Origin of the sequence: Bacillus cereus group sp. BfR-BA-01383 (assembly GCF_022663495.1) — a bacterium.
GTDB lineage: Bacteria > Bacillota > Bacilli > Bacillales > Bacillaceae_G > Bacillus_A > Bacillus_A cereus_AU.
The window spans coordinates 1-25,615 of sequence record NZ_JAKUFP010000021.1; the positions used below are offsets into that span (position 1 = coordinate 1).

A 25,615-nucleotide genomic window follows, 5' to 3' on the forward strand; every position below is an offset into this window, starting at 1 on the left:
TGAAGTTCCCAGAAAAGGGTAAACACAAGGAAATGTTTGCGGGATTAGATGATCAGGCAAAAGAAAAAGCGAAATCAATCTTTGAGCAAGAAAAGTCCGGTAAATTAACACGTGAGCAAGCGAAAGAAGAATTAACAAAACTAGGTGTGAAACTTCCAGGGAAAGAGAAGCATGAAGACATGTTTGAGGGGTTAGATGAAGCGACAAAAGAAAAAGCGAAAGCAATTTTAGAAAATGAAAAGAAACAATTAGAGGAATTAAATGTGGATTTTCCGCATCATAAATTTTTTATGAAAAAAGAAGATAAATAATGGAGTTATGTATCTTTCGTAAGGGCAACTGAAAGGTACATATGCGAGGGGGCTGTCTTTGAAACAGCCTCCTTTTATTATTGTCGTTTTCGGTTGGTAAATCGGTATATTTCGGAAATCGTGGATATAATTTTTTTACAACCATATTGCTCCGAAGAGATGAGGGAATTAGAGAAATGTTGTAGCTTCTGTTATAATATAAGAAGAGAAAAATTTCTTATGTTATATAAAAAAATATATTGATTTTTTCTAACAATTCAATATAATGAACAATAACTACAAAATTCGACATCAAGAAGTGATGATGAGGACATGATCAATTTTTTACGATTCTCAGAGAGGGAAGCCTTTGGCTGTGAGCTTCCTAATACGGAAAAATGGATTACCACCTCTGAACTGCAGCAGTGAACGGATACCTAGTAATTGCTTGCCGGCAAAAACCGTTATTTAGACTTGAGAAATTGGTGAAGTGTGCAACTTTACGAATTGAAACAAGGGTGGAACCACGAATACAACACTCGTCCCTTTTTTAGGGAGGAGTGTTTTTTTATTTCATTTTTGCATCACACTAGGATTGGAAGGAGGATACGCAGCATGCATCATGATGAGAAGAACAAAATTGGTTTAACAGTAGCACTTTCTATCGTAGTAGGAACTATCATTGGATCTGGTGTGTTTATGAAACCAGGGAGCGTATTAGATTACTCGGGGAGTTCTAATATGGCTATTCTTGCTTGGGTAATTGGTGGTCTGTTGACGTTAGCAAGTGGTTTAACAGTAGCTGAAATTGGAGCGCAAATCCCGAAAAATGGTGGGTTGTATACGTATTTAGAGGAGATTTATGGAAGTTTTTGGGGGTATTTATCAGGCTGGATGCAAACAATTGTTTATGGACCAGCTATTATTGGAACATTAGGTTTGTATTTTAGTTCTTTAATGATCAATTTTTTCTCTTTAGATAAAGTATGGAATTTACCAATCGCAATTGGAACAGTTGTGTTCCTAGGCGTTGTAAATAGTATGGGAACAAAGTATGGAGGTATCGTCCAAACGGTTACAACGGTTGGGAAGATGATTCCGATCGTTTTAATTGTTGTGTTAGGTTTTTGGAAAGGGAATAGTGATATCTTTAACGTAGTTGTACCGATATCAGAAAATCAAAGTATCGGGATGGCAATATTAGCAACGTTATTTGCTTATGACGGCTGGATTTTACTTGCTTCGATTGGCGGAGAGATGAAGAATCCGACAAAGTTATTACCGAAAGCAATGACAGTTGGGATTTTAATTGTAACGGCTGCTTACGTATTAATTAACTTAGCGTTATTAAATGTATTGCCAGCAGCGAAAATTGTAGACCTTGGAGAAAATGCAACAGCGACAGCTGCGGGCATGTTACTTGGAGAATATGGCGGGAAAATTATTAGTATTGGTATTATTATTTCTATTTTCGGTTGTTTAAACGGAAAGATTTTAACGTTCCCACGTATTCCAATGTCAATGGCAGAGCGTGGACAGCTTCCATTTGCTAAGTTTATTGCAAAAGAAAATTCGAGATTTAAAACACCAGCAAATGCGATTACTGTTGAAATCATTTTAGGAATTATTTTAATGCTTATTAGTGATCCGAATAAGCTATCTGAGATTTCCGTATTCATTATTTATATTTTCTATGTAATGACGTTTATTGGTGTCTTCATTTTAAGAAAACGTAATAAGAATAAAGAGCGTGCATATAGTGTACCGTTATTCCCAATTGTACCAATCGTTGCGATTTTAGGTTCGTTCTTTGTAATTGGTAGTGCGATTATTAACGATCCGGTAAGTTGTTTCTTATCAATTGGAATTGTATTCACTGGGCTTCCAGTGTATTGGTATTTAAATAGGAAGAAAGAAACTGAATGATGGAAGGGTAGGCGTATAATACGTCTACCTTTTTTGCTGTAAAAAAATTGTACTTGCTTCCACTTTCCTTTTTGGTTACTATAGTCGTAGTAACCAAAAAGGAAAGTGTGGGGAAAGACTTGAATTTTCGTGTGTATATTTTAGCTATCGCGGCTTTTGTAGTCGGAACGGTTGAGCTAATTATAGGAGGAACGCTCGATTTAGTTGCCAATGACTTAGGAGTATCTATTAGTGCAGCTGGTCAGCTTATAACAATATTTTCAGTAGTATTTGCTTTGTCAGGTCCAGTTTTATTAGCAGTAACAGGGAAAGTGGAAAGAAAAACATTATATATTGGGGCATTATTAATTTTCTTAATCGGAAATATCATTTCAGCATTTAGTGTGAATTACGGAATGTTAATGTTCTCAAGGGTTATTTGTGCGGCGAGTGGATCGCTTATTATTGCACTATCTGTAACACTTGCATCTAGTGTAGTAGAGCCACATTTTCGTGCGCGTGCAATTGGAATCATTTTTATGGGGATTAGTGGATCGCTCGTACTTGGAGTACCACTTGGTCTTGTACTCGGAAATGCATACGGATGGCGTGCGCCATTTGTATTAATTTCGGTTTTAACTGTTATTGCGATCGCTTGTATTTCATTGTTCTTAACGAAAGTACCAGCGACATCGGTATTATCAATAAGAGAACAAATCGCTACGTTAAAAGATAAGAAAATTGTAAGTGCACAGTTAACATCATTCTTATTTTTAACAGGTCATTTAACACTATATGCATATTTAACACCGTTTTTAAAAGATGTCATGCATGTTGAAGCGAATTGGATTAGTGTGTTTTACTTTATTTTCGGAATCGCAGCGGTAATTGGAGGCGGCTTTGGAGGCTGGCTTGCTGATAAATGGGGATCGAAGAAAAGTATTATTTCCATCATTATCGTATTTGCTTGTGCAATCTTTATTTTACCAATGATGACATTCTCATTCCCGCTCTTCATTATTATGATGGGACTTTGGAGTATGCTTAGCTGGGCTATTTCACCAGCACAGCAAAACTATTTAATTGAAATTGCACCAGAATCAGCTGGTATTCAGCAAAGTTTAAATAACTCTGCGCTTCACTTAGGAATTGCGCTCGGTTCAACAGTAGGCGGAGTTGTTATTGAAAAATCATCTGTTATATATAACGCTTGGGTAGGCGGTGGCTTTATTATATTAGCACTGCTTTGTGCGATTTTCTCAATTACGAGAGGACGCTCGAATCAGTTTGCGAAAGAAGAATCTATCGTTTGATAGGTTCTTTTTTATTTGTAAAAAATTGCAGGTTTTAGTAGAGAAATGGAGAAGGGTGTATATAGCGAGGTGATAGTATATGGATTATTCAATTATTGGTTTTATATTCACAGTACTTCCATTATTTGTAGTTGTTTTTGTTTTTAGATGGGTTCGCTTCATCTATCAAAATTCAGAGAAACAAGTAGAGCAAAATGAGAAAATTATTGAGCTGTTGATGGAGATAAAGGAACAAAAAAAGCCTTAATATAGCCGATTTATTTGAGTGTAAACTTTACAAAACGTACACATTATTTTGTGGCTCCTTCTGTTATATTTAGGAAGATTGTATTTTTAGCTAGGAGGGTTACAAATGGGTTTATTTGATATGTTTAAAGGTGACAAAACTCGTACAGAAAATGGGATGGAACCACACTTTGCATTTGCTACATCTTTACTTTATATGATGGGTGCAGATGGAGAATATGATAATGAAGAATTAGGACAATTATTATCTGTTTTAGGTGGTAAGAATAAAGGCGGCACGATTTATGTAGGTGGAAATAACGATGACCTACTTGAGAAGGCTATTAAGTATATTCGTAAAAACAGTTTAGATACATTTTTACAAGAAGCAGCACCTTCTCTTACAGATGCACAGAAAATGTGTATTCTTGTTAACTTAATCGATTCATCTCTTTCTGATGGAGAGGCTGAACGTGAAGAACAAGTAATGTTCGGTAAGTTTTTACAAGCTTTTGATATTTCAGAGGAACGATTTAAGCCATTCTTTGAAGTAATTGTATTGAAGAATGACCGTTCTGTATTTACAAATCAAAACCATCCGAAAAACAAACTACATAAAGTTGAATTAGCGAAAGCATAAAAAAAAGAGCTGTACCAAAAGAGTATATAAAACTCCTTTTGGTACAGCTCCTTTTGTATGCGGAATTCCTTTTGGAATGTGTTAGTACCTCAACTTCATCAACAAACTCTTAATTTCCTCATCTTCCATAAAGAGATCATGGTGTTTCTGGGTAATCTTTGCAAGTGCAACGTCGTGATAGAAAAATTCTGTAAAGAACTTTACGAAAGGTTGTGACATTGTTTTCATTGCTTGCCATGATTCTTGCTCTACACCAGCAAATAAAATTTCTCGGTCGTCAACAATGAGTAGCAAGTAGCGCTCTAATGCGTTAGGTTCTTCGGTTGGGATTAGAAAATGCATGTTTTCTAACTCTGTTTCTACTTTTCCAACTATGAGGGACTCGATTTGGACACCTTGTTTTGCTTTTTGTTCTAGTAAAGGAAGATATTCTAAAAGAGTGTCATTCCAAGCTGAAATTCGGATGGATTTTGTAGCACCTTCTATAAGTTCTTTACTTTGTACTTTAATAGAAGATTGCATCTTTAAGCTCCACACACGATCATCAGTAAATGATTTTTTTGATATATTCGTTTCCAGTTCTTTAATATTTGATTGGAATTCTGTCGTTAATTTTTCAATTGCTAGCTTTAGTGGTAACGCTGTATATAACTTTTTCTTTTCTGAAACAGAATCCATTACCATTCCTTTATCGATGAGGCGTGCCAGCACTTCATATATTTTTGCTTTTGGAACACCAGAGTGTTTCACAATTGTTGTGGCATCTAACGGTTCATTACTTGATGCGACAACTTCATAAGCTTGGCTTTCATATTGTGAGAAACCGAATTTTTGTAACATAGTTCCCTCCGAACGAATGTGATTATATAGTTTAAGGATAATGAACTATTTGTTTTTGCACAAGTGGTAGTAGCTTTTCTAATCAGATTGAGATGAGAATTAATTTCAATTTTTTAATTGTATCTATTATACTTAATATAGTGATTAATATGATTACAATACAACGAGAAGGTGATGCTTTGGGGAAGATGTTGAGAAGTTTACGTTTAAAAATTGCAGTAGTATTTTCGGTACTTATTTCTATGATGTTTGTCATACTAGGTACAGCTGTGTATCAGCTACAGAAGGAGAAGGAAACGCGTTCCCTCGATCAGTATTCTCAAAATACGATGGATCTTGTAACAGAGCAGTTAACTGCATTTATGCAGCGAATTGAAGAAGACATGGGGCATTATGGGAGTCATGATGATATTCAAAACATGTTACAAGATGGAGTTACTCCAGAAGAGGGGAGTTTTATTTTAAAAGAATTTTCAAGATTTAAAAAGAATCATCCTGATATTTTAGATGTATACATTGGGACGAAAGATAAAAAAACGTTAAGTGCAAACCTTGCTGACGGAGGCAAAGTACCAGAAGGATATGATCCAACAAGTCGTCCATGGTATAAAACATCAGAAGCAGATACAAAATCGATTATTTGGGGACAACCACAATATGAAATCGCGACAGGTAAGTTAAGTATTGGAGTTTCAAAAGCCATTGTCGGACAAGATGGTTCAGTGTTAGGGGTTGTAGCGATGGATGTATCACTAGGAACGATTCAAAAGCTACTCCATAATATTCAATATAATAATGGCGGAGAAATGTTTATTGTAAATGATAAAAATATTGCCATTGTATATCCAGAGAAAGTAGGAAAAGATGTTTCAAAAGAACCACTTGTAAAAAGTTTAAATAAAGATGAAACGGAATTTGTGGTGACGACATTGGATGGGAAAGATGTAGTAGCCTATAGTCAAGTGTTTGATAAGATGAAATGGAAAATTGGGATTGTATATCCGAAAGAGTCAATTGATAACTTACTCGTAGAAACAAGAACTACAGTTATTATAATGGCATGTATAAGTTTATTAATTGGAATAGTAGCTTCATACTTATTCTCAAGAAGATTAGCAAGACCATTACAATTATTAACGAATCACGTTCAAAAAGTAGCAGAAGGTGATCTAACGCTGCAAATGAAAGTTACAAGTAAAGATGAAGTTGGAGAGCTGACGAAGCATTTTAATCATATGGTTGAGCAAATGAATGAAATGGTAAGTAAAATTAAAAATAGTGTATCAACAGTGCAACAATCAACGAATAATCTACATTATTTAACGAATGAAACGGTAGCGGCTAGTAGAGAAGTTTCAGGGGCAATGGATGATGTGAGCGGAGGAGCTTCTACTCTTGCTAATAGTGTAGATGAAGTTTCAGCGCAGCTCGAGAACATGGCGCAGTCAGTAGAGCAAATGGATAGATCTGTTGGGGAAATAAAAGGAGTGGCCGGCAAAGCGGAAGTAGCATCTAAACAAGGATTAAATACGATGCAGAATCTAGTTCGCACAAGAGAAGACTCATCCTCTATCGTTGTTCATACAGAGGAAGCATCTGGTAGGTTAGAGCAAAGAGTCGGGTCAATTCAAAATGTTGTAGAGCTTATAAAAGGTATTTCGGATCAAACGAATTTACTAGCTTTAAATGCGTCGATTGAAGCAGCGCGTGCGGGTGAGCAAGGTAAGGGATTTACGGTTGTTGCTGACGAAGTTCGAAAATTAGCTGAACAATCGAAAGAGGCAACCGGTGAGATTGCAACAATGATTAGCGATGTACAATTAGAAGTAACACGAGTTGTAGAAGTCGTGAGCAAATTGAAAGATATTGCTGATATACAAAATAAAGTGACGACAGAGGCAGAGGCTGAATTCCGTACAATTATGTCAGTTGTAAATACTATTAGTACTTCAGTTGAAAAAATTGTAGAAGAGGTAAATAATATAGGCCACGAGCAAGGAGAAATTACAGAGGTAATGAACACCATTGCTGGTACAAGTCAAGAAAGTGCAGCTGTTTCTGAAGAGGTAAATGCTGCAACTGAATCCCAAGTGAATCATCTAGAAAAGGTAGCTCATACGATGGAAAGTTTGACAGAGAATATGAGGGACTTAGAAAGATTAGTTGAGCAGTTTAAAGTAGAGGGATAACATATTATTAAAATGATAAAGATTTTGGTAAAATAGACAATGGATATATTAAGAAGCGATTTATAGGAGGCAAGTTACTATGGCAATTGTTGACGTATCGATTATTCCAGTAGGAACAGGTAATCCAAGTGTTAGTGAATATGTAGCAGAAGTACAAAAGGTGCTAGAGAAAAATGCAGATCGCGTGAAGTATCAATTAACACCGATGAATACAGTTATTGAAGGAGATCTTCCTGTCATTCTAGAAGTAATTCAACAAATGCATGAAGTTCCATATACGAAAGGTGCACAGCGCGTTGCGACAACAATTCGTATTGATGATCGTCGTGATAAAGTAAGCACAATGGAGAAGAAATTAAACTCTGTTCGATCAAAATTATAAGAAAAAGCAGCGATCTTCGCTGCTTTTTTCATATGGGAGGGAAATAAAATGAATGAAAAATTTAACGAGCAATTTGACGGATTGCTAGAGAAATACACGGAGCTATTACTGGGAGAAAGTAGTGAAGAGCGAAAAGAGCAGGTGCAGAAATGGGCACTGTATTCTTATATCGCTAAGACGATGCCAGCTTTAGTGAAGCATTGGAATGAGACGTATCCGGATGCGAAAGAAGAGATGGTACAGTTAATTACGGATATTAAAAAGCTGAATGAAGAGAAGCGAAATGAGCAGTAAGAAAACCCAAAGGTGAATGTTACCTCAAGTTTTCTTCATTAATATCCTTATATAATTTACATGGAATATAAAGGGTTTTATAGGCATGTCGAATATTTTCGGCATGCCTATTTTGGGCCTAGTAAACCCGTTTTTTCTAAATGTCGAAAAATATTTTCTTCATATTTACAAGCGAGAATATAAGGTTTTAAATATTTTTATAGTATTTTATAAATTATCTAAATAATTATTTGTATCAAATAATTTTAAAGAATGATATAATTTTGAAGAGGGGTAAAAAACAGATAAAGTACAGTCATAGGGGTGAATTACATGGAACAATTAATGCGAAATTCGTTTCTTTTCTTGTCAAAAAATAAAGCGCTAACAAAACTGGCTAAAAAGTACGGTTTGCGCTTTGGTGCAGGTCGTTTTGTCGCAGGGGAGACGATTGAATTAGCGACAGCTGCAATTCAACAATTAAACAAGCAAGGTCTTTGTGTAACGATCGATTATTTAGGTGAATTCGTTGATAATGAAGCAGAAGCAAATGAAATGGCTTCCCAATCGATTGAAGCGATCCGTGCAATTGGAAGAGAAGGTCTTGATTCGCAGCTTTCTTTAAAAATGACTTCTATGGGATTAGATATCTCTGATGAAATCGTAATGAACAATATGCGCCGTATTTTAGAAGCTGCAAAAGAAAATGGTGTGTTTGTTACAATTGATATGGAAGACTATACACGTTGCGGAAAAACAATTGATATCTTTAAACAATTAAAATCTGAATACGATAATATTGGTACTGTTATTCAAGCTTACCTATACCGTACAGAAAAAGATATTGAGGACTTAAACGCTTATAACCCTAATTTACGTCTTGTAAAAGGGGCTTATAAAGAACCTGAAGAAGTGGCGTTCCCGGAAAAGAAAGATGTAGATGACAATTATAAAAAAATTATTAAAATGCACTTATTAAATGGAAATTATACTGCAATTGCTTCACATGACGAAGCGATTATTGAATATACGAAAAAACTTGCCGAAGAACACAACATTCCTAGGGATCAATTTGAATTCCAAATGTTATTTGGTATTCGTACAGAGCGTCAACTTGAGCTAGTAAAAGAAGGCTACAAAATGCGTGTGTATGTGCCTTATGGAAACGACTGGTATGGCTATTTCATGCGTCGTCTAGCAGAGCGTCCAGCAAACGTTGCGTTCGTATTAAAAGGTATGATCAAAAAATAACCAAGGAGACTATACTCCTTGGTTATTTTAATTGCTGAAATGCGTAATGTGCCATTTTCTTCGTATCAGGATATAGCTGTGTACGAGTAGATGATAATACGACGTTAATGACGCGTTTACCGTCTTTTTCATCGACTGTTACGACCGTATATTTTCCGAGTGTTGATAGACCGCTTTTACTTCCAATCGCATATGGATCGTTATATAGTTCTTCTCGTCCATAGTTTGCGATTTTTGGAGAGCGTTCTGAAGTATGTAGAGTTGTACGTGTTGAATTCATATATTCTAAAACAATCGGGTACTTTAATGCTTCTTTCGTAATAATAGCAATGTCATATGGTGATACTTTATTTCCGATTGCATCAGCACCGCTTGCATTTTTGAAAGTTGCATGTTTCGTACCGAGTTCCTTCGCTCTGGCATTCATCATTTTCACAAACTCATTTTTTGATCCTGCGATATGTTCTGCAATTGACTCGGCAACTGGGTCTGCACTAATAATAAGCATAAGTTTTAATGCCTCATTACGCTTTAATTTTTCACCCGCGTGGAGCTTAATTTTCGCACTTTGACTTTCTGTTTTAATCGCGTTTTCTGTAATTGTAATTTCTTCATCTTCTTTTACATTCTCTAGTAAGAGAAGAGTTGTCATCATTTTGGCTATACTAGCCGGATAAGAGCGTTCGTCTTCACGTTTCCCATACAAAATCTCACCTGTGTCTGCATCGATTGTAATGCCGTATTGCCCTGTAATAGTAGGTTGATCCGCTCTTACGGTTTGTTGTCTTTGTGCATAAGAGAAGAAAACCATCCCTGTAAATAGTGTAGCAATCATTACAATCATAACTATTGTTCTTTTCATCATCGTTCCCTCTTTTGTTTTCCATATGTACAAATAAATTGGGCAGAAAAAGCAGCCATTAATCATTATGCCACGTTCTCTGCCCAAAAATATAGCGTTATTTTTCGCCCATATTATGCTTTTTATATTGTTGGTTATTGCCTTGACGGCCTTTTTCCACACCGTGATTATGCGGACCTGCGTTTCCAGTTACGCTTGCTGCACTAATTCCAGCTTTTGAGGGGTTCTTCTTAAGTTTTGCCATATATATTCCTCCAATTTCGTCAGATTATAAAAAGGAAAAGTGCATTGTAGTGAAGAAAATACACATGTATAGCATAGCCAAATGAAAGAAATATATTTATTTCAGAAAATTTTATCAATAAATATATTGCGAAAATTCAAACGTTATCATATATTTATTAGTAGAGGCTCACTCATTGATTGCGACTTATGTCGAAAAATTGAATGAGCATTCATTCAAGAATAGGGGGAGAAATGGATGTTCCAAATTAAAAAGGCTGCTGTTCTAGGTTCAGGTGTAATGGGTTCAGGAATTGCGGCACACTTAGCTAATATTGGTATTCCGACATTATTGCTTGATATTGTACCACCGGCGCTTACGAAAGAAGAAGAAGCGAAGGGACTTACATTAGAACATAAAAGTGTGAGAAATCGTTTTAGTAATACGGCTTTGCAAAAACTATTAAAGCAAAAACCAGCTCCTCTGACAGTGAAAGGTAATCTAGCACTGATTGAAGCAGGTAACTTAGAAGATGATCTTGAGCGTCTTGCTGATGTAGATTGGATTATTGAAGTAGTAGTTGAAAACTTAGATATAAAGAAGAAACTATTTGAAAAAATAGATGTTGTTCGTAAACCAGGCTCAATTGTGAGCTCAAATACATCAGGCATTTCAGTTGAGAAAATGGCAGAAGGTCGTTCAGACGACTTCCAGAAACACTTCTTAGGCACACACTTTTTTAACCCACCACGATATTTAAAACTTCTAGAGGTAATACCGACGAAAGAAACAGATCCACAAGTATTAAGCTTCATGAAACTATTTGGCGAAGACGTTCTTGGAAAAGGCGTTGTTATCGCAAAAGACACACCAAACTTTATTGGAAACCGCATTGGTACGTACGGTTTACTTGTAACTCTTCAAGAGATGATAAAACGCGGCTATAGCATTGGGGAAGTTGATTCTGTAACGGGTCCATTAATTGGTCGTCCGAAGAGCGCAACGTTCCGTACATTAGATGTTGTCGGTTTAGATACATTCGTACACGTTGCAAATAACGTATATGAAAACGTACAAGAAGAAGAGCGTGATGTATTTAAAGTACCAGCGTTCATGCACGACATGCTTGAGAAAAAATGGCTTGGAAGTAAAACAGGTCAAGGTTTCTTCTTAAAACAAGGAAAAGAAATTTTAGAGTTAAATCCTGAAACGATGGAATATGAAGCGCGCAAAAAATTAAAAGCTGCATCCGTAGAGTTAAGTAAGCAAGAAAAAGGATTAGCAAATAAATTGAAAGCGCTTGTATACGCAAAGGATCGCGCAGGAGAGTTGTTATGGAACATTATCACACCAACTCTTTTATACTCTGCAAAGCTTCATAAAGAAATTGCTGACGATATCGTTGCAATTGACCAAGCGATGAAATGGGGCTTCGGATGGGAGCAAGGACCATTTGAAATTTGGGATGCAATCGGCGTTGAAAAGTCCGTTCAAAAGATGGAAGAAAACGGCGTAGTCGTTCCTACTTGGGTGAAAGAAATGGTAGAGAAAGGTTTTGCCACTTTCTATAAACATGATAATGGCGATAGCTACTATTACGATAATGGTGAATATAAGCTAATTGAACGTAACAAAAAAGTAATTTCTCTTAAGCAATTAAAAGAGAAAAATGGCGTATTAAAGAAAAATAGCGGAGCGAGCTTAATTGATTTAGGCGATGGCATCCTTTGCTTAGAATTCCATTCGAAGAGCAATGCAATCGGTATGGATATTACGCAAATGATTAACTACGCTGTTGATGAAGTAGAGAAAAATTATAAAGGTCTTGTTATCGGTAACCAATCGAAGAATTTCTGCGTTGGTGCAAACCTTGCAATGATCTTAATGGAAGCACAAGACGACAACTACTTTGAAATTGAGTGGGTTGTGAAAAACTTCCAAGATGCAATGACGAAAATTAAGTACTCTTCGAAACCAGTTGTAGCAGCGCCTTATGGTATGACGCTTGGCGGAGGTACAGAAGTATGCTTACCAGCTGCTAGCATTCAAGCATCTAGCGAAACGTATATGGGCTTAGTAGAAGTTGGTGTTGGCTTAATCCCTGGTGGAGGCGGTAACAAAGAGCTATACATTAAACACTTAAATAAAATGGCAAACGGCGTAGAATTCGACTTACAAAAAGTTGCGAATAAAGTATTTGAATCCGTAGCGATGGCGAAAGTTTCTACATCAGCACAAGAAGCTGTATCGAACAACTTCTTAGGCGATAAAGACGGTATTAGTGTGAATGGTGATCACTTACTATACGATGCGAAGCAGAAAGCACTTGCTTTATATGAAGCTGGCTATAAAGCGCCGATCCGTAAAAAGATACCGGTTGTTGGTGAAACAGGATATGCAACTCTTGCACTTGGTGCAGAAGCGATGCATTTATCTGGTTACATTTCAGAGCACGATCTTCACATTGCGAAGAAACTTGCATATGTCATTGCGGGCGGAAAAGTGCCATACGGAACAGAAGTTGATGAGCAGTATTTATTAGATGTAGAACGTGAAGCATTTATTAGCTTAGTAAGTGAGATGAAATCACAAGCAAGAATGCAGCACATGTTAGTAAAAGGAAAGCCATTACGTAACTAATAACGAGGGGAGATATCGTTCATGAGAGAAGCTGTCATTGTTGCCGGAGCAAGAACACCAATTGGAAAAGCAAAGAGGGGTTCATTAAAAACAGTTCGTCCTGACGATCTAGGGGCGTTAGTAGTAAAAGAAACGTTAAAGCGTGCGAATTATGAAGGACCAATCGACGATTTAATTTTCGGTTGTGCGATGCCAGAAGCAGAACAAGGTTTAAATATGGCTCGTAATATCGGCGGGCTAGCAGGACTTTCTTACGATGTTCCAGCTATTACGATTAACCGTTACTGTTCTTCAGGTTTACAAAGTATCGCTTACGGAGCAGAGCGTATTATGCTTGGTCACTCTGAAGCTGTACTATCAGGCGGAGCGGAATCAATGAGTTTAGTTCCAATGATGGGACACGTTGTTCGTCCGAATAGTCGCTTAGTAGAAGCGGCTCCAGAATATTATATGGGCATGGGACATACAGCAGAGCAAGTTGCTGTGAAATATGGAATTTCTCGTGAAGAGCAAGATGCATTCGCGGTAAGAAGTCATCAACGTGCTGCAAAAGCATTAGCTGCAGGGAACTTTGCTGATGAAACAGTATCTGTAGATGTAACGTTACGTACTGTTGGATCAAATAACAAACTGCAAGAAGAAACAATCATTTTCGCACAAGACGAAGGTGTAAGAGCAGAGACGACGCTAGACATTTTAGGTAAATTACGTCCAGCATTTAACGTTCGCGGTTCTGTAACAGCTGGTAACTCTTCACAAATGAGTGACGGAGCAGCATCTGTACTATTAATGGATCGTGAAAAAGCAGTGAGCGATGGCATGAAGCCACTTGCGAAATTCCGTTCATTTGCAGTAGCTGGCGTACCACCAGAAGTAATGGGAATCGGCCCAATTGCTGCAATTCCAAAAGCGTTAAAACTAGCAGGATTAGAGCTATCTGATATCGGCTTATTCGAACTAAATGAGGCATTCGCTTCTCAATCAATCCAAGTTATTCGTGAACTTGGTTTAGATGAAGAAAAAGTAAACGTAAACGGTGGTGCAATCGCACTTGGACATCCACTAGGCTGTACAGGAGCAAAACTAACACTATCTCTTATTCACGAAATGAAACGCCGCAACCAACAATTTGGTATCGTAACAATGTGTATCGGCGGCGGAATGGGAGCAGCGGGAGTGTTTGAATTACTATAAAAAAAGGTGCAGGTGACTCGTTCAGAACAGGAGGGCGTTGGAAGCCCTGACGAAGAGGCGCTTTTTGCCTCACAGGAGGCGGCTCGTTCAGAACGAGAAAACGCTAATACAAAGAATGGAAGCAACAAAGGTTTATAAAAAATAAATGGGAGAGCCAGCTTCTTTCAAAAAGAGAGAAGCGGCTCATGAAAATATGAAGGAGGAAATTTTCATGGAAAAAACAGTAGGAAGTGCGGTTAAAGGCGGTAGCTTTTTAGTTGATGAGATTACGATTGATCAAGTGTTTACGCCAGAAGATTTTTCATCTGAGCATAAAATGATTGCAAAAACGACAGAGGAATTTATCGTAAATGAAGTTCTTCCAGAGCTTGAATATTTAGAGCAACATGAGTTTGATCGTTCGGTTCGTCTTTTAAAAGAAGCTGGGGAGCTTGGTTTATTAGGGGCTGACGTACCAGAAGAGTACGGCGGAATTGGCCTTGATAAAGTAAGTTCAGCGTTAATCGCAGAGAAATTCTCTCGCGCTGGTGGCTTTGCAATTACTCACGGTGCTCACGTAGGTATCGGATCTTTACCAATCGTATTATTCGGTAACGAAGAGCAAAAGAAAAAGTATTTACCATTACTTGCAACTGGTGAGAAATTAGCTGCATACGCATTAACAGAGCCAGGTTCAGGATCTGATGCATTAGGCGCAAAAACAACTGCACGTTTAAATGCAGAAGGTACACATTACGTATTAAATGGTGAAAAACAATGGATTACAAACTCTGCATTTGCTGACGTATTTGTCGTATATGCAAAAATAGATGGTGAGCATTTCTCAGCATTTATTGTAGAGAAAGAGTATGCTGGCGTATCTACAGGCCCTGAAGAGAAAAAAATGGGTATTAAATGTTCTTCGACTCGTACGTTAATTTTAGAAGATGCGTTAGTACCGAAAGAAAACTTACTTGGTGAAATCGGTAAAGGTCATGTTATCGCGTTTAACATTTTAAATATCGGTCGTTATAAATTAGGTGTTGGTACAGTTGGATCTGCGAAACGTGCAGTAGAAATTTCAGCACAATATGCAAACCAACGTCAACAGTTCAAACAACCAATTGCTCGCTTCCCATTAATTCAAGAGAAACTTGCGAATATGGCAGCGAAAACATATGCAGCTGAAAGTTCTGTATATCGTACAGTAGGGTTATTCGAAAGCCGCATGAGCACATTATCTGAAGAAGAAGTAAAAGACGGTAAAGCAGTAGCAGCTTCTATCGCTGAATATGCAATCGAGTGCTCTTTAAATAAAGTATTCGGTTCTGAAGTATTAGATTATACAGTAGATGAAGGTGTTCAAATTCACGGTGGTTACGGATTTATGGCAGAGTACGAGATTGAAAGAATGTACCGCGATTCTCGTATTAACCGTATTTTCGAAGGAACGAACGAAATTAACCGCTTAATCGTACCAGGTACGTTCTTACGTAAAGCGATGAAAGGTGAATTACCACTTCTTCAAAAAGCACAAAAATTACAAGAAGAGTTAATGATGATGATGCCAGAAGAAGTAGGCGATGAGCCATTAGCACTTCAAAAATATTTAGTAAGTAACGCGAAGAAAATCGGTTTAATGGTAGCTGGATTAGCTGCTCAAAAATATGGTAAAGCATTAGATAAAGAGCAAGAAATTCTTGTGAATATCGCTGACATCGTAAGCAACCTATACGCAATGGAATCAGCTGTTCTTCGTACAGAAAAAGCAATTAAAACAACTGGTCTTGAAAAGAATAAACAAAAAGTGTTATACACTGAAGTATTCTGCCAAGAAGCATTCAACGAAATCGAAGCAGATGCGAAGGAAACACTTATCGCAGTTGAAAACGGCGACATGCTGCGCATGATGTTATCATCATTACGTAAATTAACTCGCCACACACCACTTAATGTAATTCCGAAGAAACGTGAAATCGCTGCGAAAATCTTAGAAGATGAGCGTTATACAGTTTAATAGATGAGAGGGAACCAGTAGCCTTGTGGCTGCTGGTTTTTTATTGTTGGATTCTTGAAAAGAGTTGTTTTACATATGTATTTGTAAAACGGCTTTTTTTAATGGAGGTAAAGGGGATGCAGTTAATAAGAGTAGGAACCGTTCATCAAATCGCATTTTTACCGCGTCTATTTCCAATTAACTGTTACTTTGTCGAAGAAGAAACGGGATTAACTTTAATTGATGCAGCTTTACCGTTTTGTGCAAAGAAGATTTTAGAAGCAGCGCGGAAAATAGGAAAACCGATTACGAATATCGTTATTACACATGCGCATGATGACCATATAGGAGCCCTTGATCTATTAAAACAAGAATTGCCGGATATTCCGGTCTATATTTCCAAAAGGGATGCTTGTTTACTTGAAGGAAATAAGGCACTGCAAAATGGAGAACGAAACACGCCGATAAAAGTGGGAGTGTCAAAACAGATAAATACGGTTCCGGATATTCTTCTTCAAGAGGGAGATCGAATTGGTTCTCTTGTAGCAATTGCGGCTCCAGGTCACACACCAGGATCGATGGCCTTTTTAGACACGAGAAATGATGCACTCATTGTTGGAGATGCGTTTCAAACGAGGGGAGGAGTGGCGGTTGCAGGACAGTTGAAGTGGCTTTTCCCGTTTCCTATGTTTGGGACTTGGGATGCGGAAACGGCCTTGGAAAGCGCTCAGAAATTGCTGGAATATAAGCCAACTATATTGGCGACAGGGCATGGGAAGATGATGAAAGATCCATTAGTGCAAATGCAACGGGCGATTGAAGAAGCGGAGCGGAATTTAACAAGGAAGAGCCTCAAATAATTTAGAGGCTCTTTTTTACTAGATGATATTATTTTGTGGGTTTTAAGTATGTGTATAGCGCTAATAGGAAACCGAAAAACATAAATATAAAAGGGTCTTGGCTTTGGTTAGGGGCATAGCTATCTTGCACCTTGGTAAGAAAATCATGTGTTTTCATGTTTATCTCTCCTTTTATTCATAAGGTTTGGTATGAAGTGGGAATCATGATGTGGAAGTAAGAAGTTTTCATTTTGTAATTATTATATAACAATATAATTCCTAAAACTATAGAATACAAAGCGTTCATAATATGTAAAATTGCATATTATTCTTTTTGAAAATTTCGTTATATTATCTATATATTTGCATTGAGGGATTTTTGTTGAGGTAAATGAAAACAAATGGAGGAATAGTATGAGTAAAACGGTGTTAGAAGCGTATAGTGTGGAAAGGAAAATAGATAATATAACATATAAAAATCTATTTGTAATGATAGCAATCATTTTAGGATGCGTACTTCTAGGAGGGTTATTCCTTGGTTTAGCTTTTGGGATTTATGGTGAGGAAGCGTTGCGTGATAATTTAGAAGGGTACTATTTCCTTTTATTAGATGCAGCTGTTGTTGCTATCGTTTTATTAGCTTATAAACCAGTTCTTCATTTTATTAAATATATTTGGGATTTATCCGTTTTGAAGAATGGGAAGACATATTTATATCTATTAATTGGTTTTATTGTTATTGCATTATCACAATATTTAATGTTATATGTGTTTAGTTTTGAAAGTGCAGCAGAACAACAGAAACAATTAGGGAGCTTAGAGCTTCAAAATAGCATACAAAGTATTATATATGTGTTAAGTGTTGTTATAATTACACCGGTTAAAGAAGAAATTCTATTTCGAGGTATTTTATATCGATTTTTAGAAAAGAAATATAATTTTTTAGTTGGTATCATTATTTCTTCCTTCATTTTTGGGATTCTTCATGGAGGTCTTCTAATTACGGCAACGATTATGGGGATTGTATTTGCGATGTTATACAAAAAGACGCAATCTATTATACCTAGTATTATTTTACACATTGTATGGAACTTGCTTGTGAGTATAAGTATGATTGTATCTCTATGAAATTGAATAAATAACCAGTATAAAAGATGAATGGCTTAGCTATTCATCTTTTATTTTGTATGCACGTGAAAAAGTTAATTCATGTATACAATCAAAAAAGAGCTAAATACTAACAGCGAACGAATAAAGAAAGGTAGGAGTATTCTATGCAGAATTTAACAGAACTTGAAGTGGAAAATTTACGTCATTTAATTGGTGGACACGCAACGATTATTAACAAATTGGACCAGTATGCACAGGCTTGTACAGATCCAGAGTTAAAACAAATGCTACAAAAGGATGCGCAAGATGCACGAAATACGAAACAGCAATTAATGACTTTCCTAGGATAGGAGGAAGAAAAAGATGAATGAAAAAGATATGGTAAATGATTATTTAGCAGGATTAAATGCAAGTTTAACAAGTTATGCAAATTATATTTCTCAGTCTGATAATGAACAGTTACATCAAACATTAATTCAAATTCGTAATCAAGACGAGGCGCGTCAACGTAATATGTATGAATACGCAAAGCAAAAAAGTTATTATAAGCCAGCAGCACCTGCGAATCCGGTGATTGTGCAGCAATTGAAAAGTCAATTAAGTGCGGAATAGCGTGCTGAAAAAACGAGCGAATGAAGTCGCTCGTTTTTTTTGTTTTGTACATGTCAATAAATACATAATAAATATTTTTCCAGTTGTAACAAATATGACGAAAGTTAAATATAACAATTCACAGAAAGGACAAAAGTTTGTTCGATATTTCACAAAGTATCCATGGTTTCTATCGTGAGACTCTCTATAATTAGGAGTGTAAAGAAGAAAAGAACAAAAGAAGAAAAGAACAAAAGAAGAAAAGAACAAAAGAAGAAAAGAACAAAAGAAGAAAAGAACAAAAGAAGAAAAGAACAAAAGAAATAGATTACATAATCAATTAGGAGAGATTGCTATGAAGAGAAACACAAGAAAAATTGCAATTATCGGTACTGGATTAGTGGGATCAAGCTGCGCGTATTCTATTGTAAACCAAGGAATTTGCGAAGAACTATTGTTAATTGATATAAATCATGAACGTGCAGTTGGGGAAGCGATGGATTTATCACACTGCATTAACTTTACAAATACAAGAACAAAAGTATATGCAGGAAACTATGAAGACTGCAAAGATATGGACATCGTTATTATTACAGCAGGGCCAGCACCAAAGCCTGGACAAAGTCGTTTAGACACTTTAGGAGCAAGTGCAAAGATTATGGAAAGTATTGTTGGCGGCGTAATGGAAAGTGGATTTGATGGTATTTTCTTAATCGCATCGAACCCAGTTGATATTATTACATATCAAGTGTGGAAACTATCTGGATTACATAGAAATCGTGTGATTGGTACAGGTACATCATTAGATTCTTCTCGCTTAAGAACAATTTTATCTGAAATGTTACATGTAGACCCTCGCAGTATTCATGGATATTCACTAGGAGAGCATGGGGATTCTCAAATGGTTGCTTGGTCACATGTAACTGTTGGAGGAAAGCCAATTCTGCAAATTTTAGAAGAGCAAAAAGAGCGTTTCGGTGAAATAGATTTAGATGAAATTGTTGAGAAGACTGCGAAAGCAGGATGGGAAATTTATAAACGAAAAGGTACTACTTATTATGGAATCGGAAATTCTCTAGCATATATTGCTAGCTCAATCTTTAATGATGATCACCGTGTAATTGCTGTATCAGCTATTTTAGATGGTGAGTACGGTGAATACGGTATTTGTACAGGAGTACCAGCTATTATTACTAGAGATGGTATGAAAGAAGTTGTAGAACTAAATTTAACTGAGGATGAAGAATCTCGATTCGCAAAATCAAACGATATTTTACGCGATTATATGAAAACAATTGGCTACTAACTTATAGGAGAAGGTGAAACAAATGAAGGAATATATAATGTCTCGTGTATTTAAAGCATCCGCTGGAATCGCACAGGGTATTTTCGTATCCCTCGGAATTGGTTTACTGATCGAAAATATAGGAAGAATTGTTGATATCCCATTACTTATTACAATCGGAGTTGTTGCAAAATCACTTATGGCACCAGCAATTGGAGCCGGGATTGCTTTTATGCTCGGTGCGAACGGGCTCGTAATCTTTTCGGCGATGGTAGCAGGAGCAATTGGAGCTGGTTCAATTTCAATTACTGAAGCTGGTCTCATCATTACAACAGGTGAACCAATCGGTGCATTATTAACAGCGACTTTAGCAGTTTATATTGGCAAACGATTAAGTGGAAAAACTGCTTTAGATATGATGCTCGTTCCATTTGCAGCAATATTAGGTTCTGGTATAGTCGGTATTTGGTTAGCACAAAATATTAGCCCAGTTTTAAATACAGTTGGAGCATTCATTAAAGATAGCTCAGCTGGTAGCCCGTTCATCGCTTCTGTCGTGATTGCTGTAGTTTGGGGGCTGTTACTTATCTCCCCAGCTTCATCAGCTGCGTTAGCGATAGCGCTTAGCTTAGATGGCCTTGCAGGAGGTGCAGCACTTGCAGGATGTGTTGCTCAGTTTATCGGATTCTCTGTTATTTCAGCAAAAGAAAATAATTTAGGTGGCATATTAGCTCAGGCACTTTGTACTCCAAAAGTACAGTTGCCGAACATTACTAAAAATCCAATGATTCTCGTCCCAACTGTCGTCGCCAGCGCTATAGTCGGCCCAGTATCAGCATTAATTTTCCACCTGGAAGCAGGGAAAGAAATTGCAGGTCTTGGATTAAGCTCTCTTATCGCACCAATTAATTTAATTTCCAGCCAAGGATGGGAAGTTGTCCCAGCGATGATAATCACTTATGTCATCATTCCAGTAGCTGTTTCTTATATACTTTACATCGCTCTTAAAAAAGCAGGTCGTATTCACTCTGGTGATATGACTGTACCGCAATCTTAATTTGAAAATCTCCTTAATAATAGATAAAAGCAGACTGAAGAAGCCACAGTCTGCTTTTTTGTTATGTTACATTTTATAGTTTTGTTTTACTGGAACTCTTATTGGTTCTTTTGCTAACAATAGCTGAACACCGAAGTATAATATGCTTGCAAGCGTCATTCCAGAAACGGCATCTACAAATGCGTGTTGCTTCGTAAATAGCGTTGATAAAATGATAAGTGTACCGAAGAAAGTAAGAATGTAATATTCAAAAGCATGTTGTTCTCTACGTTTAAAGGCAGCTAACATAATCACAAATGTAGTAAGGACGTGAATGCTAGGGAAACAGTTTACTGGTTGATCGATACTATAAATATAGCGGACTAGTTCGGAAAATACGTCTGTTCCAACGACGGTTGGACGAGGTACAGTTGTTTGCCAAAAATAATAAACAGAAAAACAAGCAAGCTTACCAAGAACTACACTACTTAAAGTAACGTAATATTGCTTTCTATCAGCAAAACAATAATAAATAAGTGCACCGTATAAGTATGGGAACCAAAGTAAATAAGGAATAATAAATGCTTTCACAAATGGAATCCAATCATCTACTACTGTTGTGACGTCTACTGCGTGAACAGCTGATTTATTTAATACATCGTAAAGGGGACTTACGAGTACGAGTAGAAATATATAACTTAACGGAAGAAAAGATGAAAGTTTAAATTTCTTCATGACAATCTCCTATGTTTTTTAGTAATGTAAGTAAATTCAATTGATTATAATATAGAAACACGAATGGAGCTATCGATTTTACTTACATTTTCTTGAATTCACCTTACGTTTTTGTCACTTGACTAAAAGAAGGGGAGGGTGCTAAATGAAGCGTTTATCATATTTCTTAGTTTTTATATTGTTATGCCTAGTCAGTGCTGGATGTGCAAAGGATAACGAAGGAGAGAAATTAGAATATAACGGGAGAGCACTAGTAATTGGAGTTGTTGGTGAAAAGCCGAGAGATACGTTTAGAAATATAAAATTTGAAAGTGTAAAGTTAGAAGAGATACAGAAGAAATCAGCAAAAGTTGATGGATTTCTAATAATGAAGGAGCACTTTCAAGAAGCTTCAAAAGAGCAGTATAAAGATTTATTTTCATCTTTAAAGAAACCAGTATTTTTTATCGGTTTACAAGATAAATCATATTCAATTTTTATCACAAAAAATGTAGAGTATAAAAGCGCACCAAAAGATATAAATGCTATGTATACGCAAGGTTTTGCGAATATTGGGAGTGGTGAAGGGCAACAATGGGGAGTTGGTTTATCAAATGGTGGAAATACAGAAGAAAGTATTCATAATATGTATATCGTAGTATTTCAAACAATTGCAGATTATTTGAATAGATCATGAGAAGCCTTTATGTAGAAGGCTTTTTATTTTTTTAATAAACGTTTGTTTAAGAAGTATGTTCGGTAAAAAGAAGGAATGCAGTTTAAGGGGGATATAGAAAAATAGGAAATTAATCAAACGTTTGTTTAAGGTGTATGTTCGGTAGGAAAGAATCGATGTAGCTCAAGGGCTACCATAGGAGACTAGGAAATTAATCAAACGTTTGTTTAAGAAGTATGTTCGGTAGGAAAGAATTGATGCAGCTCAAAGGTGCACATAGAAAAATAGAAAATTAATCAAACGTTTGTTTAAGATATATGTTCGGTGTAGTTGGCGAAAAGATTCTAAAAAAAAATTATATGTTTATTTTCCCTTGAAAATGGCGGAAAAATAAGAAAAATTCGCAGGATTATTAAAATTTATCACGAAATAAGTAAAAGTTTAGCGAATAATCGTTTGAAATAATAAAACGTTTTCTATATGATAAAGGTAAAGGTTAGTAAAAAAGTAGGTGAATTTATGACAGTAACATTTTATTCATATCCAAAGTGTGGCACATGTCAAAAAGCAAAGAAATGGTTTGAGGCAAACGATGTAGCATATGAGATGATTCATATTGTTGAAAATCCACCGTCAAAAGAAGATATACGTAATTTACATGAAAAAAGTGAATTACCATTAAAAAAATTCTTTAATACAAGTGGAATGCGTTACCGCGAACTTGGTTTGAAAGATAAGTTAAAAGATGCAAGTGAAGACGAAATGTACGAACTTTTAGCATCTGATGGCATGTTGATTAAACGTCCAATCGTAACAGATGGAACGAGTGTAACACTTGGTTTTAACGAAGAGCAGTTTGAAAGTGTGTGGAAAAAGTACCAATAAGGTATTTTTACATAATTAATACATTCACTGGAGGTACAGTCATGAGCATTCCAAATAATTTACGTTACTCTGAAGAACACGAATGGGTAAAAACAGAAGGTAATGAAGTTGTTATCGGTATTACTCACTTTGCACAAGGTGAGCTAGGCGATATCGTATTCGTTGAACTTCCTGAAGTAGGTGCAACAATTGAAGCTGACGAGCCATTCGGAAGCGTAGAATCTGTTAAAACAGTTTCTGAATTATACGCACCTGTAAGTGGTAAAGTTGTAGCAGTAAACGAAGAATTAAGTGACCAACCAGAACTTGTTAACGAATCTCCATACGAGGGTGCATGGATGGTTAAAGTTGAACTTTCTGATGCAAGCCAAGTTGAGAAGTTATTAACTGCAGAAAAATATGCAGAAATGACGAACCAAGACTAATTATAGTCGAATAAAAAGGACAGCCTTTGTGCTGTCCTTTTTATTTTGTGTTACATAATGAATTTGAAAGCACATATATATTAATTATTATATAGGAGAAGGTTTTTGAAAAAAGTTTTTTCACTGAGGATGCGATTCTTCCTATGAAGAAAAAAGCATCTTCTGTACGAAAGAACCTTAGCCAACAGGGCTGAACAGTCGCCTCCGCTTTTCTTTTGCAAAAATAAACAGGAAACAACATGAAAATAACGAATATACTATATACTAAGTTAAAGGTTGTATAGTATATGGTGATCGGGTGATGACATATGATTTATGTAGAAAAAGTCATTATTGTAGAAGGTAAATCAGACAGAAGAAAGATTGAATCTATTATTCGTGAACCGGTGGAAATTGTTTGTACAAATGGTACAATTGGTTTATCGAAAATGGATGAGCTCATTGATCAGTTTTTTGATAAGGAAGTGTATGTACTAGTGGATGCTGATGATGCTGGAGAAAAGTTAAGGAAACAATTTCGCAAAGAATTTCCACAAGCAGAGCATATTTATATTGATCGCTCGTACCGAGAAGTGGCAACTGCGCCGTCTTCACACTTAGCAAATGTATTATGGGGAGCTGACATTGACGTTTATACAGAATATTTACGGTAAGGAATGATAGAAGTGATTGACTGGACAGGAGCCGAAGCTACAGCCCTAATAGAAAATGAAGAAAAAACAGTGTTATATGTGTATACTCCAATGTGTGGAACATGCCAATTGGCAAAAAAGATGTTAACGGTCGTTGAGATGACAATTGAAGATTTGAAAATTGGAATGTTAGATTTAAATTATGCCCCGCATTTAGCAAAAGAGTATGGGATCGAAAGTGTACCGTGCTTACTTGTTTTTGAAAATGGGACACTAATGAAGAAGATATATGCATTTCATTCGGTTGAATATTTATATACGGAATTAAAGTAGGCGGCAAAGTTTTTGCCGCCTCGACATATTTCTTGGGAAATATGTCGAGAACCAGGATGGTTACAGTATTTGTCGAGCGAAAGTAACAGGATTGCTCTTTAGTAAGAGGGAATGGTATGTAATAGAAAGTGATATGAAGGATGTGATTTAGGGTGAAATTATATTCTTTGCTGCAATCATTTGTAAATTACGCTAATGGTCAATATCATTTAGAACCGCTTTTAAGACAAGGAGAAAAAACTGTTAATTTTCGCTTTGGAGATGAGAGTTATTCATTACAAATTTCAAGAGACTATATAGAACTGTTGAAAGAGGAAAGAGGAACGGAACAAATTGTTTGTGTGGATGAAGAGGATGTAGAGCAATTGGTGAACGGAAATGTACGATTGCAAATGCTAATAAACGATGGACGTGTACAATATTTAGGAACATATCGAACGATGCTATTGGTTGAATCGATGTTCCATATATGTAAACCGATGTCAGTAGGTGCTTAAAATTCTGAAGGTTCATTTTTTGCGAAAATTTCTGTTGACATGGTGTGTGGATGTTGATACAATTCAATTCATAAAATATAGACAATTTCATAAATTACAAATCAGACGAAAATTAAATCTGATTTCTCTTATCAAGAGAGGTGGAGGGACTGTGCCCTGTGAAGCCCGGCAACCGTCAACTTATGTTGAAATGGTGCCAATTCCTGCAAAGCAAATGCTTTGAGAGATGAGAGAGAGGGATAATGTTGTTATATACGCATATAAACCTTTCTGCTTCTCTAAAGCGGAAAGGTTTTTTTGTTGTTTGAATGTGGAGGACATTCAAATAATAAAAGGAGTTATAACGATGGACTACACGCATCAAAAATAAAAAATTGCGGAGTCGATCTA

At 36.4% G+C, this 25,615-nt stretch carries 27 protein-coding genes, 1 pseudogene, 1 riboswitch and 1 other annotated feature; of the genes and pseudogenes, 24 read left to right on the top strand and 4 right to left on the bottom strand.

Going from position 1 to position 25,615, the window contains the following annotated elements; all coding sequences use genetic code 11:
* The 5 genes and pseudogenes from MR065_RS18010 to MR065_RS18030 all read left to right on the top strand — a co-directional run.
* A pseudogene (locus MR065_RS18010) lies at positions 1-311 on the top strand (hypothetical protein); the annotation flags it as partial.
* 292 nt (positions 312-603) lie between these two features.
* Positions 604-840: a binding site (T-box leader), on the top strand.
* Positions 841-905: 65 nt separating this feature from the next.
* Positions 906-2,216, top strand: a complete 1,311-nt coding sequence (locus tag MR065_RS18015) for an APC family permease (RefSeq protein ID WP_097904229.1) — start codon at positions 906-908, stop codon at positions 2,214-2,216.
* A 107-nt stretch (positions 2,217-2,323) separates the two neighbouring features.
* The gene (locus tag MR065_RS18020; protein ID WP_242214608.1) at positions 2,324-3,508 is read left to right on the top strand and encodes an MFS transporter; all 1,185 of its coding nucleotides are present in this window, start codon (positions 2,324-2,326) and stop codon (positions 3,506-3,508) included.
* A gap of 79 nt (positions 3,509-3,587) precedes the next feature.
* Positions 3,588-3,755, top strand: a complete 168-nt coding sequence (locus MR065_RS18025) for a hypothetical protein (protein ID WP_242214609.1) — start codon at positions 3,588-3,590, stop codon at positions 3,753-3,755.
* Positions 3,756-3,860: 105 nt separating this feature from the next.
* Positions 3,861-4,373, top strand: a complete 513-nt coding sequence (locus MR065_RS18030; protein WP_242214610.1) for a tellurite resistance TerB family protein — start codon at positions 3,861-3,863, stop codon at positions 4,371-4,373.
* Between the two features lie 81 nt (positions 4,374-4,454).
* On the opposite strand, the gene MR065_RS18035 is transcribed toward MR065_RS18030, so the two are convergent.
* Positions 4,455-5,213, bottom strand: a complete 759-nt coding sequence (locus MR065_RS18035) for a TrmB family transcriptional regulator (protein WP_242214611.1) — start codon at positions 5,211-5,213, stop codon at positions 4,455-4,457.
* Positions 5,214-5,401: 188 nt separating this feature from the next.
* Between MR065_RS18035 and MR065_RS27915 the strand changes: the two genes are divergently transcribed.
* The 4 genes from MR065_RS27915 (at position 5,402) to MR065_RS18055 (ending at position 9,308) form a co-directional block, all read left to right on the top strand.
* A complete protein-coding gene (locus MR065_RS27915) occupies positions 5,402-7,402 on the top strand; it encodes a methyl-accepting chemotaxis protein (RefSeq protein ID WP_242214660.1) in 2,001 nt (666 codons plus the stop codon).
* A 79-nt stretch (positions 7,403-7,481) separates the two neighbouring features.
* On the top strand, positions 7,482-7,784 hold the full coding sequence (locus tag MR065_RS18045; RefSeq protein ID WP_001018862.1) for an MTH1187 family thiamine-binding protein: 303 nt from the start codon (positions 7,482-7,484) through the stop codon (positions 7,782-7,784).
* A 48-nt stretch (positions 7,785-7,832) separates the two neighbouring features.
* Positions 7,833-8,078, top strand: a complete 246-nt coding sequence (locus MR065_RS18050; protein ID WP_097904233.1) for a YusU family protein — start codon at positions 7,833-7,835, stop codon at positions 8,076-8,078.
* Between the two features lie 312 nt (positions 8,079-8,390).
* Positions 8,391-9,308: a proline dehydrogenase family protein gene (locus MR065_RS18055; RefSeq protein WP_000436786.1), complete on the top strand. Its 918-nt coding sequence runs from the start codon at positions 8,391-8,393 to the stop codon at positions 9,306-9,308.
* A gap of 22 nt (positions 9,309-9,330) precedes the next feature.
* Here MR065_RS18055 and MR065_RS18060 read toward each other — a convergent pair whose 3' ends face one another.
* Both MR065_RS18060 and MR065_RS18065 read right to left on the bottom strand, forming a co-directional pair.
* Complete coding sequence (locus MR065_RS18060; protein ID WP_242214612.1) at positions 9,331-10,170, bottom strand: D-alanyl-D-alanine carboxypeptidase family protein; 840 nt, start codon at positions 10,168-10,170, stop codon at positions 9,331-9,333.
* A 97-nt stretch (positions 10,171-10,267) separates the two neighbouring features.
* On the bottom strand, positions 10,268-10,414 hold the full coding sequence (locus MR065_RS18065) for a YuzL family protein (RefSeq protein ID WP_001096344.1): 147 nt from the start codon (positions 10,412-10,414) through the stop codon (positions 10,268-10,270).
* 237 nt (positions 10,415-10,651) lie between these two features.
* Between MR065_RS18065 and MR065_RS18070 the strand changes: the two genes are divergently transcribed.
* The 9 genes from MR065_RS18070 (at position 10,652) to MR065_RS18110 (ending at position 21,084) form a co-directional block, all read left to right on the top strand.
* The gene (locus tag MR065_RS18070; protein ID WP_242214613.1) at positions 10,652-13,033 is read left to right on the top strand and encodes a 3-hydroxyacyl-CoA dehydrogenase/enoyl-CoA hydratase family protein; all 2,382 of its coding nucleotides are present in this window, start codon (positions 10,652-10,654) and stop codon (positions 13,031-13,033) included.
* A 21-nt stretch (positions 13,034-13,054) separates the two neighbouring features.
* The gene (locus MR065_RS18075; protein WP_001206343.1) at positions 13,055-14,227 is read left to right on the top strand and encodes an acetyl-CoA C-acetyltransferase; all 1,173 of its coding nucleotides are present in this window, start codon (positions 13,055-13,057) and stop codon (positions 14,225-14,227) included.
* 211 nt (positions 14,228-14,438) lie between these two features.
* Entirely contained in the window at positions 14,439-16,223 is a 1,785-nt protein-coding gene (locus MR065_RS18080) for an acyl-CoA dehydrogenase family protein (RefSeq protein WP_242214614.1), read from the top strand.
* Positions 16,224-16,339: 116 nt separating this feature from the next.
* Positions 16,340-17,062, top strand: coding sequence for an MBL fold metallo-hydrolase (locus MR065_RS18085; protein WP_242214615.1), 723 nt, complete (start codon positions 16,340-16,342; stop codon positions 17,060-17,062).
* A gap of 393 nt (positions 17,063-17,455) precedes the next feature.
* The gene (locus tag MR065_RS18090) at positions 17,456-18,169 is read left to right on the top strand and encodes a CPBP family intramembrane glutamic endopeptidase (RefSeq protein WP_242214616.1); all 714 of its coding nucleotides are present in this window, start codon (positions 17,456-17,458) and stop codon (positions 18,167-18,169) included.
* Between the two features lie 146 nt (positions 18,170-18,315).
* The gene (locus MR065_RS18095) at positions 18,316-18,501 is read left to right on the top strand and encodes a hypothetical protein (RefSeq protein ID WP_002112687.1); all 186 of its coding nucleotides are present in this window, start codon (positions 18,316-18,318) and stop codon (positions 18,499-18,501) included.
* Between the two features lie 13 nt (positions 18,502-18,514).
* Positions 18,515-18,763 carry a spore coat protein gene (locus MR065_RS18100; RefSeq protein WP_097904241.1) on the top strand — a complete coding sequence of 83 codons (249 nt, stop codon included), beginning with the start codon at positions 18,515-18,517 and terminating at the stop codon, positions 18,761-18,763.
* Positions 18,764-19,097: 334 nt separating this feature from the next.
* Positions 19,098-20,048 carry an L-lactate dehydrogenase gene (locus MR065_RS18105; protein ID WP_472927167.1) on the top strand — a complete coding sequence of 317 codons (951 nt, stop codon included), beginning with the start codon at positions 19,098-19,100 and terminating at the stop codon, positions 20,046-20,048.
* A gap of 22 nt (positions 20,049-20,070) precedes the next feature.
* On the top strand, positions 20,071-21,084 hold the full coding sequence (locus MR065_RS18110; RefSeq protein WP_242214617.1) for a PTS sugar transporter subunit IIC: 1,014 nt from the start codon (positions 20,071-20,073) through the stop codon (positions 21,082-21,084).
* Positions 21,085-21,150: 66 nt separating this feature from the next.
* Here the strand turns inward: MR065_RS18110 and MR065_RS18115 are convergent, their stop codons facing one another.
* Positions 21,151-21,798 (bottom strand): phosphatase PAP2 family protein, encoded by a 648-nt coding sequence (locus MR065_RS18115; protein WP_242214618.1) that lies wholly within the window; start codon positions 21,796-21,798, stop codon positions 21,151-21,153.
* A 145-nt stretch (positions 21,799-21,943) separates the two neighbouring features.
* On the opposite strand from MR065_RS18115, the gene MR065_RS18120 reads away from it, so the two are divergent.
* From MR065_RS18120 to MR065_RS18145, 6 genes are all read left to right on the top strand, one after another.
* Positions 21,944-22,474, top strand: coding sequence for a hypothetical protein (locus tag MR065_RS18120; RefSeq protein WP_242214619.1), 531 nt, complete (start codon positions 21,944-21,946; stop codon positions 22,472-22,474).
* Between the two features lie 498 nt (positions 22,475-22,972).
* Entirely contained in the window at positions 22,973-23,338 is a 366-nt protein-coding gene (locus MR065_RS18125; protein WP_002112671.1) for an arsenate reductase family protein, read from the top strand.
* Between the two features lie 41 nt (positions 23,339-23,379).
* Positions 23,380-23,763 (top strand): glycine cleavage system protein GcvH, encoded by a 384-nt coding sequence (gene gcvH, locus MR065_RS18130; protein WP_000026896.1) that lies wholly within the window; start codon positions 23,380-23,382, stop codon positions 23,761-23,763.
* Positions 23,764-24,071: 308 nt separating this feature from the next.
* Entirely contained in the window at positions 24,072-24,416 is a 345-nt protein-coding gene (locus MR065_RS18135; protein WP_000640866.1) for a toprim domain-containing protein, read from the top strand.
* Positions 24,417-24,419: 3 nt separating this feature from the next.
* The gene (locus MR065_RS18140) at positions 24,420-24,728 is read left to right on the top strand and encodes a thioredoxin family protein (RefSeq protein WP_002008881.1); all 309 of its coding nucleotides are present in this window, start codon (positions 24,420-24,422) and stop codon (positions 24,726-24,728) included.
* A 152-nt stretch (positions 24,729-24,880) separates the two neighbouring features.
* Complete coding sequence (locus tag MR065_RS18145) at positions 24,881-25,225, top strand: hypothetical protein (RefSeq protein ID WP_242214620.1); 345 nt, start codon at positions 24,881-24,883, stop codon at positions 25,223-25,225.
* A 125-nt stretch (positions 25,226-25,350) separates the two neighbouring features.
* A riboswitch (SAM riboswitch) is annotated at positions 25,351-25,458 on the top strand.
* Positions 25,459-25,615: the final 157 nt, after the last annotated feature.